The sequence below is a fragment of the Pontivivens insulae genome (genome assembly GCF_900302495.1).
Taxonomy (GTDB): domain Bacteria; phylum Pseudomonadota; class Alphaproteobacteria; order Rhodobacterales; family Rhodobacteraceae; genus Pontivivens; species Pontivivens insulae.
In genome coordinates, this window is record NZ_OMKW01000005.1 from 72,820 (window position 1) to 83,756 (window position 10,937).

15 protein-coding genes are annotated in these 10,937 nt (G+C 59.1%); 9 read left to right on the forward strand and 6 right to left on the reverse strand.

All coding sequences use genetic code 11. From position 1 onward, the window contains the following. Window positions 1–85: 85 nt before the first annotated feature. Genes POI8812_RS17225 through POI8812_RS17235 form a run of 3 tightly spaced genes read right to left on the reverse strand, consistent with a single transcriptional unit; the run spans window position 86 to window position 2,039 of the window. Complete coding sequence (locus tag POI8812_RS17225; protein WP_108783869.1) at window positions 86–634, reverse strand: methyltransferase family protein; 549 nt, start codon at window positions 632–634, stop codon at window positions 86–88. After that, window positions 634–1,269: a cation efflux transmembrane domain-containing protein gene (locus tag POI8812_RS17230; RefSeq protein WP_108783870.1), complete on the reverse strand. Its 636-nt coding sequence runs from the start codon at window positions 1,267–1,269 to the stop codon at window positions 634–636. Before POI8812_RS17230 ends, POI8812_RS17225 begins: the two co-directional genes overlap by 1 nt. Continuing rightward, complete coding sequence (locus tag POI8812_RS17235; RefSeq protein WP_108783871.1) at window positions 1,269–2,039, reverse strand: transglutaminase-like domain-containing protein; 771 nt, start codon at window positions 2,037–2,039, stop codon at window positions 1,269–1,271. The genes POI8812_RS17230 and POI8812_RS17235 overlap by 1 nt, the downstream gene beginning before the upstream one ends. Before the next feature lie 71 nt (window positions 2,040–2,110). Here POI8812_RS17235 and POI8812_RS17240 point away from each other — a divergent pair, with 71 nt between their 5' ends. The 8 genes from POI8812_RS17240 to POI8812_RS17275 all read left to right on the forward strand — a co-directional run bounded on the left by POI8812_RS17240 (window position 2,111) and on the right by POI8812_RS17275 (window position 7,424). Continuing rightward, window positions 2,111–2,527: a MerR family transcriptional regulator gene (locus POI8812_RS17240; protein ID WP_108783872.1), complete on the forward strand. Its 417-nt coding sequence runs from the start codon at window positions 2,111–2,113 to the stop codon at window positions 2,525–2,527. Window positions 2,528–2,637: 110 nt separating this feature from the next. Next, window positions 2,638–2,952 (forward strand): hypothetical protein, encoded by a 315-nt coding sequence (locus tag POI8812_RS17245; protein ID WP_108783873.1) that lies wholly within the window; start codon window positions 2,638–2,640, stop codon window positions 2,950–2,952. Between the two features lie 88 nt (window positions 2,953–3,040). Continuing rightward, the gene (locus POI8812_RS17250) at window positions 3,041–3,535 is read left to right on the forward strand and encodes a DUF411 domain-containing protein (protein ID WP_108783874.1); all 495 of its coding nucleotides are present in this window, start codon (window positions 3,041–3,043) and stop codon (window positions 3,533–3,535) included. Beyond that, window positions 3,532–3,996 carry a c-type cytochrome gene (locus POI8812_RS17255; RefSeq protein ID WP_245895456.1) on the forward strand — a complete coding sequence of 155 codons (465 nt, stop codon included), beginning with the start codon at window positions 3,532–3,534 and terminating at the stop codon, window positions 3,994–3,996. Before POI8812_RS17250 ends, POI8812_RS17255 begins: the two co-directional genes overlap by 4 nt. Beyond that, window positions 3,993–4,343, forward strand: coding sequence for a copper resistance CopC family protein (locus POI8812_RS17260; protein ID WP_108783875.1), 351 nt, complete (start codon window positions 3,993–3,995; stop codon window positions 4,341–4,343). The genes POI8812_RS17255 and POI8812_RS17260 overlap by 4 nt, the downstream gene beginning before the upstream one ends. Window positions 4,344–4,346: 3 nt before the next feature. Beyond that, complete coding sequence (locus tag POI8812_RS17265) at window positions 4,347–5,225, forward strand: CopD family protein (RefSeq protein WP_108783876.1); 879 nt, start codon at window positions 4,347–4,349, stop codon at window positions 5,223–5,225. A 12-nt stretch (window positions 5,226–5,237) separates the two neighbouring features. Next, on the forward strand, window positions 5,238–6,659 hold the full coding sequence (locus POI8812_RS17270; protein WP_108783877.1) for a multicopper oxidase family protein: 1,422 nt from the start codon (window positions 5,238–5,240) through the stop codon (window positions 6,657–6,659). 36 nt (window positions 6,660–6,695) lie between these two features. Next, a complete protein-coding gene (locus POI8812_RS17275) occupies window positions 6,696–7,424 on the forward strand; it encodes a DsbA family protein (RefSeq protein ID WP_108783878.1) in 729 nt (242 codons plus the stop codon). A gap of 15 nt (window positions 7,425–7,439) precedes the next feature. On the opposite strand, the gene POI8812_RS17280 is transcribed toward POI8812_RS17275, so the two are convergent. Continuing rightward, window positions 7,440–7,712 (reverse strand): metal-sensitive transcriptional regulator, encoded by a 273-nt coding sequence (locus tag POI8812_RS17280; protein WP_108783879.1) that lies wholly within the window; start codon window positions 7,710–7,712, stop codon window positions 7,440–7,442. A 120-nt stretch (window positions 7,713–7,832) separates the two neighbouring features. On the opposite strand from POI8812_RS17280, the gene POI8812_RS17285 reads away from it, so the two are divergent. Then, window positions 7,833–8,618 (forward strand): glutaredoxin family protein, encoded by a 786-nt coding sequence (locus POI8812_RS17285; protein ID WP_108783883.1) that lies wholly within the window; start codon window positions 7,833–7,835, stop codon window positions 8,616–8,618. 53 nt (window positions 8,619–8,671) lie between these two features. Here the strand turns inward: POI8812_RS17285 and POI8812_RS17290 are convergent, their stop codons facing one another. Both POI8812_RS17290 and POI8812_RS17945 read right to left on the reverse strand, forming a co-directional pair. Beyond that, on the reverse strand, window positions 8,672–10,054 hold the full coding sequence (locus POI8812_RS17290) for an ISNCY family transposase (RefSeq protein WP_108783880.1): 1,383 nt from the start codon (window positions 10,052–10,054) through the stop codon (window positions 8,672–8,674). A 746-nt stretch (window positions 10,055–10,800) separates the two neighbouring features. Then, the coding region (locus tag POI8812_RS17945; protein WP_181377187.1) for a pyruvate kinase alpha/beta domain-containing protein at window positions 10,801–10,937 on the reverse strand (137 nt) is incomplete at its 5' end.

A 10,937-nucleotide genomic window follows, 5' to 3' on the forward strand; every position in this document is an offset into this window, starting at 1 on the left:
CTGCCAACGCACAGAGGCGTTGCGGTGATGCGTCCACTGCTGATTTTAACCAGTGCGATCATAGCGTGGTTAACGGGCAAGTCGGCTAAAAGAAGCGCCTCACCCGTGCCGCATAGTCTTTGTAGTCTCGTCCATATCGCGAGCGCAGCCACGGCTCTTCCGAAAACGGCGCGGCAATCAGGACGGTGATTGACGCAAGACCTACGAGAATGACGGATGGTGTTGCGGCTAGGATCATCCAGCCGAGGATCATTACGATATCTGCCACATATTGCGGGTTGCGCGAGACGCGATAGAGACCATCCGTTTGCAAACCAGCGGCGGCACCGCCTGTCTTGTGAACGCCAAATCCAGCCACAACGCTCCAGACAACTATGTTGCCGAGCACGATGAGTGGAAGTCCGAGCCCGTAACGCAGCCACCGTGGAAACGGCAATTCTCCCCAGCCGAGTACGCCAAGCGCGATGAGGATGCCAAACAGGGTAAATGTCGGCGCCCAGACGAAGAGGGGTGTGAATGCCGTGTACCGTATGGGTGGCCAAATGCTCTGTGCGGGCCTTGCGATGGACCAGAGGATCGCGGCAAGCGTCGCTGCCGCGATCCCAAGTCCAGCAATGGTGAGGAAGACCTCCATCAAACTTCTACATGTCCATGCGAGGCCGCTTCGCGCCGTTCCGCAAGCGCCTGACGAACGATCTGGAAGGCGGAGGACAGGAACAGCCCTGCCATGATCCCGGCAACGATGAGATCGGGCCAACCGCTCGCCGTGCCCCAGACACCGAAGGCCGCAAACATCACGGCGACATTGCCGATAGCGTCATTGCGCGAGCAAAGCCAGACCGAACGGACATTCGCGTCGCCGTCCTTGTAACGCACGAGCAGCAGCACGCTGGCCAGGTTGGTCAGCAACGCGAAGAAGCCGACGATCCCCATGATCTCTGCCTCGGGCACACCGACATAGAAGACTCGGTAGACGGTTGATCCGAAGACCCATAGCCCCATCAGCAAAAGGCTTATGCCCTTGGCCAGAGCAGCATTGGTGCGCGCCCGGATGGAAGCGCCGATCACCGCGAGAGAGATGCCGTAGGTCAGCGCATCGCCCAGAAAGTCGAGCGCATCGGCCTGAAGGGCCTGCGACTTCGCATAGTGACCCGCTGTCATCTCGACCACGAACATGGTCGCGTTCAAAGCGATGACGATCCACAAACGGCGCTTGTAATCATCCGAGACGCCATCGAACTTGGCGTCGCGTCCACAACATCCGGCCATCACACGGCCTCCCTTATCTCGATCGTATTTGCAGCAGGGCGCAGGTTGCGTTCTCCGCCGGGGATGGCGGGCACATGCCCGGCGCGCATCCGGGCAACCCGCCGGTTCATCCAGTGTCGGATGACGGCCCGGTAGAGCAAGCCCTTCAGACCTCCGAGCTGGCGATGATCGGCATAGAAGGCGTCGGGCGCATCGAAGACGCCGAAATCATAGTTGATCCCGGTGCGCTGGATATAGGTGCTCTCCCCCTGCCACGAGACGCAGGGGCGCTGAAGCGCATCGGTTCCGGCCCCATAGGCGCAAAGCGATTGCCGCTTGGGGAACGCAGTTTGGAGCGCACCCAGCATGGCAGCATCGAGAATGAAGCCTTCGAGGTTGATCCATCGATCCTCGAAATATACCTCGACCCAGGAGTGGATGATGTTGCGCGGTGCGATGGGATAGATCAGTTCCGGCACGACGCCGCGCTGCAACCCCTTGTCGATGGTGAACCCGTGGAACCGACAGGGCACATCCAGCGCCCGCAGCAGAGCCATAAGCAGTGTGCCCTTGGTGTTGCACTGGCCATAACCGTCGGCGAGCACGCGGGACGCAGGCAAGGCATCGTCGTAATTGTAGCCGAACAGGATCTCGTTGCGCACGAACTCATAGGCGGCCCCGATCCTGTCGCGGGCGCTCAGCGTGCGCCAGCCACGCTCTTCTACGAGAGCCACAATGGACGGCTCGTTGAAATCAAGCAGGGGCGTCGGAGTAAGGTAAGTGTTGGTCATGGGACTCTCTAACTTGACTGTCCCACCTCACATACGATCTCTAGTGGCTAGAGGTTCAAGAGGTAATTTGCATGTTTTCCATCGGAGAGCTGTCGAAGCGCACAAAGGTAAAGATACCGACCATTCGCTATTATGAGGGCATGGGTCTGCTGGCGGCTCCGGAACGGACGACTGGTAACCAACGTCGATATGATGCAGCCGGACTAGAACGGCTGAGCTTTATAAAGCACGCACGTGATCTTGGCTTCTCGATTGATGCGATCTCGGCCCTCATCGAACTCCAAGATCATCCCGATCGTTCATGTCAGGCGGCCACCGCAATCGCAGCTGGTCAGCTGCTGGATGTCAGGGCCAAAATCAAACGGCTGCGGACATTGGAAAAAGAGCTGGTTCGGATGTCGAAAGGCTGTGACGGCGACGGTGTCTCGCAAGATTGCTATGTGCTCGCATCGCTTGCCGATCATGATCTTTGTGCTCACGAACATTGATGCAGGCTTTGCTACATCGCTTGAAGAAAATGAACTCGTGTATCAGTTTTTCCAGCCGGTTCTCAAGAAAGTGCTTTGCAAAGCGCGTATACCCCATCTAGGTATGTGGCATGAGGATTTTGTTTGCCATACTCGTGTTTGTTCTAGGCTTGTCCGGTGGGCTTCATGCCGGACAGCCGGAGCTTGGCGTGACCGCTCTTGATCCTATGCAACATCATGAAGTTGCTGAGACGGCCCATGACAGTGACTGTTGCGTGGAGGAGCCGAACGGATTGTTGCACTGTTTTTCCCTTGTCGCGGTTGTCCAGCAACAGGAGTTTGGTGAAGTCACGTCCGAACTCGCAGCTATCGATCGTTCTTTTGACGAATACCGTCTGACCAGCGCGGACAGTGACACACTCTTGGATCCTCCCAGATCAGTCTGAGCAGTCGCGCGCACGCCGCGCTGAATTTACCTCGATCTGAAATGAATGTGCCTGCCTCGACAGCGCACATATGTCTGAGAGAAAACACATGAACACCTACCGTTTTGCTCTGGCGCTTGCGCCAGCACTTACCTTTGCTGTCGGCACAGCCTTCTTGGGTTACGCCAGCGCAGCGCATGCCGATACGCAGCATGAAGCCGCGGCGCACGGCACTATGCACGTGACCAAGAGCCCGACCTGCGGCTGTTGTGGGGCATGGGTCGCACTCGCCCGGGAAGCTGGATACGAAGTTGAAGTCACTGACACGCGCGATGTCACCTCCGTCAAGTTGGAGAACGAGGTGCCCGGATCGATGTGGGGCTGCCATACCGCGATGATTGATGGCTATGTCGTCGAAGGGCATGTTCCCTTCGAGGCGCTTGAGTTGCTTCTGAACGACCGGCCGGATGTGGCCGGGATCGCTGTTGCCGGGATGCCAGCCGGTTCGCCGGGGATGGGATATGATCCACAGGCCCAGTATGAGGTCATGGCCTTTGGCGGCAGCGCCGGAGAAGGTGCGATCTACTATCGCGCAGGCCTGTGACCAGATCTGTTGTTCTGGCAGCAACCGCGGTGGCCGCGCTGATGGCCATCGCGTGGGTGCTGTGGCCTGCGGCAACTTCTGCCCAGGGAACTGGCCTCCGTCCTGGTGATGAAAGCGTCGTATCACTGGGCCGAGAGGTCTACGCCGCGGAATGTGCCGCGTGCCATGGTGCGGGCCTAGAAGGTCAGGAGAACTGGCGACAGCGCGATGCAGAGGGGCGAATGCCTGCGCCCCCGCATGATGCGACAGGCCACACGTGGCATCACGATGGTGAGACGTCGTTCGCCCTGACGAAATACGGTGTCGCGGCCCTGATCGGCGATCCGACCTATCAGAGCAACATGCCAGCCTATGAAGGTGTCCTGAGTGACGCAGAGATCTGGGCGGTGCTCAGCTACATCAAATCAACCTGGCCTGCGGATATCCGTGAGCGCCATGACCTCATGGAGGAAAACCGATGAAACGTCTGCAAGTCGTATTGGCCGTTGCTCTGACGCTTGGCGGAGTGAACGGGGCCTTTGCCCATTCCGACACGGAGACCACGACGCCTGCCAACGGCGCGACCGTCGCGGCTGTCGAGGAAATCGAACTGCGCTTTGATGATCCGATGCGGGTCACGCAGCTGATCCTGACCGGTCCTGATGGCGAGATTGAATTGGAGCGCGAAACCGGATTGGAGCCGGTGACGGTGATGCGGGCGGTGCCGATCATCGACCTTGCATCCGGCGACTTCTTGGTCGAATGGCGGGGCCTCTCATCGGACGGGCATCCCATGCAGGGTGGCTTCGAATTCTCTGTGGCGGACTAGGCGATGGAAGGCCTCGCACCGATTGAGACCTGGGCGATCCTCGCCATTCTGGCCAAGGCGGCGGGCTATATCGCGGCTCTGCTCGCGATGGGCGGCGTTGTCTTCGTGGCCCTGTTCCGAGATGTCCCGGCAGATGTCATACGGCTTGCGCGCCGCATTGCGGCTCTGGCGGCGGTTGTCGGCTTGCTGATCCTTGCCGCCCGCTTTGGCATTCGCGCGGCGCGACTGTCTGGCATGGGTCTCGAAGGTGCGGTGGATCCGCTCATGCTGGGCCTGATCTGGGACAGTCCACTTGGGGCGGCGGCGGTGTGGCGCGCGGGCGGGGAGGCCCTGATCCTGACTGTGCTGTTCGCACGCGGGTTCTGGCTCATCCCGGCTTTGATTGGTGCGATCATGGTCGCCTATTCCTTCACGCTGGTCGGCCATTCGCTGGGTGAGCCCCGGATGTTGTTGGGCAGCCTGCTCGCAGTGCATGTCGTGATGGTGGCCTTTTGGGTCGGCGCCCTTGGGCCGCTGCATCGCGCCGCCAGAACACAGTCAGGCGCGGCGCTTCTGCACCGGTTCGGCATGTTGGCCAGCATCGGTATCCCTGTCCTGATCGTGGCTGGCGGTATATTTGCCTGGCTGATGATCGGATCATTTACCGGATTGTTCGGCACGGCTTACGGCTGGGCGATGCTTGGCAAGATCGTAGTGGTCGCGGGCCTGCTTGCTTTGGCAGCGGCCAATAAGCTGAAGCTGGTTCCCGCGCTTGCCAGAGGCGACGCGGGCGCGGCGCGAAGACTTCGAACCTCCATCCGGCTGGAATGCGCGGCTGTCGTGGGCATCGCGCTACTGACGGCGACCATGACATCTGTAACCGTTCCACCCGCAAATCTCTGACTGGTGACGACTATGCACACTCTTTCCAGACGACGCTTTCTTTCCGGTACTGCCAGCCTCTCAGCGGGCTTGCTTGGGCTCCCCGCGTTCGCGTCCTCGCCACCGGTCCTGCGCGCAGCGGCGTCGCGGGCTCAGCTCGCGCCGGAGGGCTACGCAACGACACCCGTCTGGGCCTATTCGGTCGAAGGGGCGGGGAGTGTGCCCGGCCCGGAGATCCGGGTCCGCGCCGGAGAGGCGGTCCGCTATCGCTTCGCCAACGACCTGCCAGAGCCGACGGCGGTGCACTGGCATGGTATACGTATCCGCAACGACATGGACGGGGCAGCGCCTCTCGTTCAGGCCCCGGTCATGCCGGGCGGCACGTTCGATTACGACTACATTGCACCCGATCCGGGAACGTATTGGTATCACGCGCACAATCGCAGCTGGGAGCAGGTGGCGCGCGGTCTGTCAGGCCCGCTGATTGTTGAGGATACCTCCCCCTGGGCGGGGCTTGACGGTGCTGCCACCCATGAGGAAACACTCGTTCTCGACGACTGGCTGCTCGAACAGGACGCCTCCATCGTCGAGGGGCGCTGGGATGATTTGCATGCAGCGTCACATGGCGGTCGGATGGGCAACCTCATTACGGTCAATGGGCGTGCGCAGCCCGTTCTGCCCTTGGAGCGTGGCACGCGCGTCCGCCTGCGGATCATCAACGCGGCAACCGCTCGGATTATGCCGCTCGCTTTATCTGGGCTCGCTGCCAGGCTGATCGCTCTCGACGGGTATCCAGTCTCGCCACGCGATGCCGAACAGATCGTCATTGCACCCGCGCAGCGTGCTGATCTCGTGATTGATGTGCCCAACGAACTGACTGACGAGGCCGGGATTTACGTGGACGCGGGCCGTCAAAGGTTCGTAAGGCTGCTCGACATCGCGCTTACGGGGGGCATTGCGGACTTGCATGTAAGGGATGTTCGCCCCCTGCCGGAGTGGGCCTCTCCCGTCACTTTCGATCTTTCCGACCCGCAACGCGAAACCATCGTCATGGAAGGGGGCGCGATGCGCGGCCTTGGCGAGACCTACTTTGAGGGTGAATTGTTGGGCGGGCGCGCTCTTGCCCGTCGCGGGATGGTTTGGGCCTTCAACGAGGCGGCCAACCGGATGGATCGTCCGATCTTCGAATTGCCGACAGGGCGGACGTTGCACCTCACAATGCAGAACCGAACCGCCTTTCCCCATGCGATGCATCTTCATGGCTACCACTTTGCGGTCATTGCGCGGAACGGGCAGTCAGACCCTGACCGGGACGTGCGCGATACCGTTCTGGTGAACGTGAACGAAACGGTCGAAATCGCGCTGATGGGGCAAAACCCCGGCGACTGGATGCTCCATTGCCACATGCTATCGCATCAAGCGGCAGGCATGATGGCCTGGTTCCGGGTCGTCTGACATTCGTCATAACCTCAATACACCGGACTTACGCTAATGAAGAATGTATTAAGCCTGCTGGCCCTGACCGTTGCCATAGCTGCGTTGGCTTTGACCTTGTTTGCCCCCGCGCCGAATGCAGTGGGGACGCGGGACGATGCGGCAATCAAGGCGCTTTCGCTTGAGGCTATCATCGAGAACCCAGACATCATTGCAGAAGCGATTGCCATTCTGAGAGAACGCCAAGCGGCTGAGCAGGAGCAGTTCTTGGCGGCAAGTCTGGAGAGTGATCCCAACGCCCCTGTGCTGGGCAATACCGGCGGCGATATCACGGTTGTTGAGTTCTTTGACTACAACTGCACTTACTGCAAAGCGGCAATGCCCATCGTGCAGGAATTGCTTGAGAGCGATGATGACGTGCGCCTGGTGTATCGGGAGTGGCCAATCCTGGGTGAGGGCTCCATCTTCGCCGCGCGGGCGGCGCTCGCGTCACGCGCTCAGGGGCGTTATGAAGAGATGCACTGGGCCCTTATGGCCCTGCCGCGTGCAGATGAAGCCAGCGTTATGAGCGTTGCAAGAGAGCTGAACCTCGATATCGGAAAGTTGCTAGCCGATATGAATGATCCGGCGATCGACGCCCATATCAACCTCTCGCATCAGCTTGCCGAGCGATTGGAGTTCTCGGGAACACCTTCATTTGTGGTCGGCGATACCCGCATTCCCGGCCTTGTTCCGTTGCGCCAGCTGGAATTGATCATCGACGATGAGCGCAATAACGACGGATAGCGGTGGCGGATATGGTCAGCGGGACGCTTTTTGCAGGAGGCCGATGAGCTCGTCGAACTTCTCCCGCTGCTCTTCGGCATCGCCGCTGGAAATTGCGCTCTCGACACAGTGTTTGGCGTGATGCTCCAGCACCATTCTTTCGACGCCGAGTACGGCAGAGCGGATCGCTGCTGTCTGTGCGAGCACATCCATGCAGTAGCGGTCGGCCTCGACCATTTTGGCAACACCGCGCACTTGCCCTTCGAGCCGGGCGAGGCGGTCGAGCGTTTTGGTTTTATCATCCTTCATACAGTAGAGCCCTATGCGCAAAAGTGGGTTGATCAAAGCTATATATACCCCATATGGGTATATTGATAATAGGCCTTCGTCGTTTGACGACGGGTGGTTCAGCGCATGAAGGAAATGAAAATGACGACGAGAACGCGTGATTTTGCTGATGCGACAAGTGCGCCAACCACTGCTTCAACGTACAAAACCGCCGTGCTTTATCGCATGGCGCTGCCGAACCATCTTTGCCCATCCGGTCAGAAGGCGCGTTGGCTGTTGGAGCGCAAGGGCTACGATGTCGATGACCGGCTGTTCCGCACGCGGGCGGAGGTCGATGCCTTCAAGAAAGAGCATGACGTTCCGACAACTCCGCAGATCTGGATCGAGGGGGAGCGGGTCGGCGGCTATAGTGACTTGCGCGAAAAGCTGACCGACTACGATCCGAAGGCGACCACCTACCGCCCTGTGATCTATCTCTTCGCTGTCGCGGCGGCGACGGCGGTGGCGATGTCGATCGGCTTTTTGGGAGGACTGAGCTGGCAGACCCTAGGCTGGTTCATCTCCATCTCTATGATCCTGCTCGGTATGCAGAAGCTGAGGGACATCGAGGGGTTCACCACAATGTTCCTCAACTATGACCTGCTCGCCCGGCGCTGGGTGCCCTACGCCTATATCTACCCGTGGGTAGAGGCGGCGGCCGGCGTTCTGATGACAGGTATGCTGGTGACATGGCTCGCCGCACCGGCGGCGCTGATCATCTCCACTATCGGCGCGGTGAGCGTCTACAAGGCGGTCTACATCGACAAGCGCGAACTGAAATGCGCCTGTGTCGGCGGCAATTCCAACGTGCCGCTCGGCTTCGTCAGCCTGACAGAGAACCTGATGATGATGGGCATGTCGATCGTGATGCTGGTGCTAATGGTGTGATACGGAACGCAGTGTTGAACATGTCAAACACCAAATGTGAGAGAAGCCTCAGGCTAAGGCTGCTCAACTGAGCGCACATTTGATTTGCCGGTTCTTCCCTTCCGGGCCTCTCTCCTCTCAAGGAACGAGGGCCTCCCCGGCGGTCGCCGACCGGTCTTCTTGTATCCCGTCTTCGCACTTGAAGGCTTTACCTCGACCGTCGGATTGTCGTCGCGCTCCTGCTGTTCCTTGACGTAGGTGAGCACCGCACTCAGGCGCTTGTTCTCGGTGATCGAGGCGTGTGTCACGCGCTGCTGGCTCGGATCGAAGACGGAATGTGGCAGGGCGACGCCCTTGTGGATGACTAGGACCTGGCCGGAGCGCCGCTCGTAGACATCAACATATTGGCCCACGAGACCGCGGGTCAGCTCGTTTACTTCTATGCGGATCCGCTTGCGCTCATATGTCAGTGTGAGATCTTTCCCGACATAGCGCTTGTCGCGCAGGCACAGAACATCTTCGAGCCGACCTGGCTCGACATTCATGGCGCGATGCAGGTTGTCCGAGCGCGCCGGCGCCTTGGCGAACTTGGCGTTGAAGCGCGCCATAAACGCCGGCAAAAACGCGTTGGCGGCCTCGATATCTGAGATGCCTGCCAGCCGCAGCTCCTTGACCAGCCGATCCTGAAGCGTGCGGTTCGCGCGCTCCACACGGCCCTTCGCCTGGCTGGAATTGGCGCACAGGATCTCGATGTTCAGCTCCGCCATCGCCCGGCCGAACTGTGTCATGCCGGTCGTGTGTTGGTTGGGGTTTGGAATGCGGAATACGGTATGTTTATCGCTGTAGAAAGCGACCGGCCGACCGTGATTGCCAAGGTAGCTTTCCACCGCCTCGAAATAGCTCCACGTGCTCTCGGACGGCACAAACCTCAACTCCATCAACGTGCTCGTCGCGTCATCAATGAAGACCAGAAGGGTGCAGGGATCGCCACGATCCTCAAACCAGCGGTGCTCAGACCCATCGATTTGTATGAGTTCACCGTAGCACTCGCGCCGCAACCGCGGCTGATGGAAGGTTCTTCGCTGCTTCCGCGACAGCCAGACACCATCCTCGATCAACCACTTGCGCAGCGTCTCGCGAGACACCTTCAGCCCATGATGTTCCTCCAGCATCTCGGCCGCCAGTGTCGGTCCGAAGTCTGCATAGCTCTCACGCACCGTTGCTACCGCATACTCGCGCTTGGCTGGATGAATGAGGTTGTTCGGCGCCTTGCCGCGCGCCCGATGGCCGATCGACGCAGCACCTTCGACCCGATACCGCCGCAGTAATCTGTAGATCTGCCTGACGGTCAGATCGAGCAGGTTGGCCGCATTCTTCACCGCCAGTCGTCCGTCTTCGATCTGGGCCAAAACCTCGATGCGATTGAGATCGCGTTCACTCATCAAAACCACTCCCATCGGGAAACCTCACACCTGCCTCATTGGGACCCAGAGTGACATTCCTGTTTTGCAAAATGGTGACATTCTAGCTTTGCCGCTACACGTCTTTATCGGCCCTAATTTACCTTATGTTAAAAAATGAATTATGGATATGGTTCGAACGTCATCGAGCTTAGAATTCAGCTTCAATCTAGTGGGCGCTAATACGGACGATTGATCGAGCGGAGAAGGTTGCGGGCTTTGAGCTAGCGAATGCATCAGAGGCTTCAAAGAGTTCGGACCTCTGAATAGGTCAGAGGAGCCAATCTGCTTCAAGTGTTATCCGCCCCGCATCCATATCCGATTAGCAAGCTATGAGGTGTCAACGGCCGAAGTTTTCTTTGCAGTCGGGACCGCAACGAGCGCCATTGAGCCGTTCAAGCTAGATGGGTCATCTTCGCATTGAACTCCGGCGAATGTTTCTCCCGTTTCGGCATCTCTGATCTCCTTCGCGTCGAAGATCAGCAGACACCAATTAGTAACCTACGTCAGTGTCCGAATTTCGGGGAATAGCTCGCTGTAAGCGCGTTGTTTGCTTTCGCACTTTTGGGTCAACCTTTCGTAAGCAGCTAGGAACAACAAAACGTGGGTTGGACGTTTCGACATCATGACCACCAACGGTTGATGAACCGTTCGATCAAGCACTTCTCCGGCTCTCTCTTGTAGGTCAGTCAAACTGTAGGTGATCAGTGCGACACTCCTGGCCGAGCGCGGCCCGCTTTCCGTCACCCTTGCTCGCCTTCGTAGATGAGTTTTTCCTGGCAGGGGGCGACGCGGAGGATGTTGGTGGTGCCTGGTGTGTTGAAGGGGACGCCTGCGGTGACGATGATTTTGTCGTCCTCGGTGGCAAAGCCCTCGCCCA

What these genes read in the sequence shown, in the direction of transcription:
- POI8812_RS17225 (WP_108783869.1), bottom strand. Translation starts at nt 634, where the DNA reads ATGGAGGTCTTCCTCACCATTGCTGGACTTGGGATCGCGGCAGCGACG.
- POI8812_RS17235 (WP_108783871.1), bottom strand. Translation starts at nt 2,039, where the DNA reads ATGACCAACACTTACCTTACTCCGACGCCCCTGCTTGATTTCAACGAG.
- POI8812_RS17230 (WP_108783870.1), bottom strand. Translation starts at nt 1,269, where the DNA reads ATGGCCGGATGTTGTGGACGCGACGCCAAGTTCGATGGCGTCTCGGAT.
- POI8812_RS17245 (WP_108783873.1), top strand. Translation starts at nt 2,638, where the DNA reads ATGAGGATTTTGTTTGCCATACTCGTGTTTGTTCTAGGCTTGTCCGGT.
- POI8812_RS17280 (WP_108783879.1), bottom strand. Translation starts at nt 7,712, where the DNA reads ATGAAGGATGATAAAACCAAAACGCTCGACCGCCTCGCCCGGCTCGAA.
- POI8812_RS17260 (WP_108783875.1), top strand. Translation starts at nt 3,993, where the DNA reads ATGAAACGTCTGCAAGTCGTATTGGCCGTTGCTCTGACGCTTGGCGGA.
- POI8812_RS17265 (WP_108783876.1), top strand. Translation starts at nt 4,347, where the DNA reads ATGGAAGGCCTCGCACCGATTGAGACCTGGGCGATCCTCGCCATTCTG.
- POI8812_RS17275 (WP_108783878.1), top strand. Translation starts at nt 6,696, where the DNA reads ATGAAGAATGTATTAAGCCTGCTGGCCCTGACCGTTGCCATAGCTGCG.
- POI8812_RS17250 (WP_108783874.1), top strand. Translation starts at nt 3,041, where the DNA reads ATGAACACCTACCGTTTTGCTCTGGCGCTTGCGCCAGCACTTACCTTT.
- POI8812_RS17240 (WP_108783872.1), top strand. Translation starts at nt 2,111, where the DNA reads ATGTTTTCCATCGGAGAGCTGTCGAAGCGCACAAAGGTAAAGATACCG.
- POI8812_RS17290 (WP_108783880.1), bottom strand. Translation starts at nt 10,054, where the DNA reads ATGGGAGTGGTTTTGATGAGTGAACGCGATCTCAATCGCATCGAGGTT.
- POI8812_RS17270 (WP_108783877.1), top strand. Translation starts at nt 5,238, where the DNA reads ATGCACACTCTTTCCAGACGACGCTTTCTTTCCGGTACTGCCAGCCTC.
- POI8812_RS17285 (WP_108783883.1), top strand. Translation starts at nt 7,833, where the DNA reads ATGACGACGAGAACGCGTGATTTTGCTGATGCGACAAGTGCGCCAACC.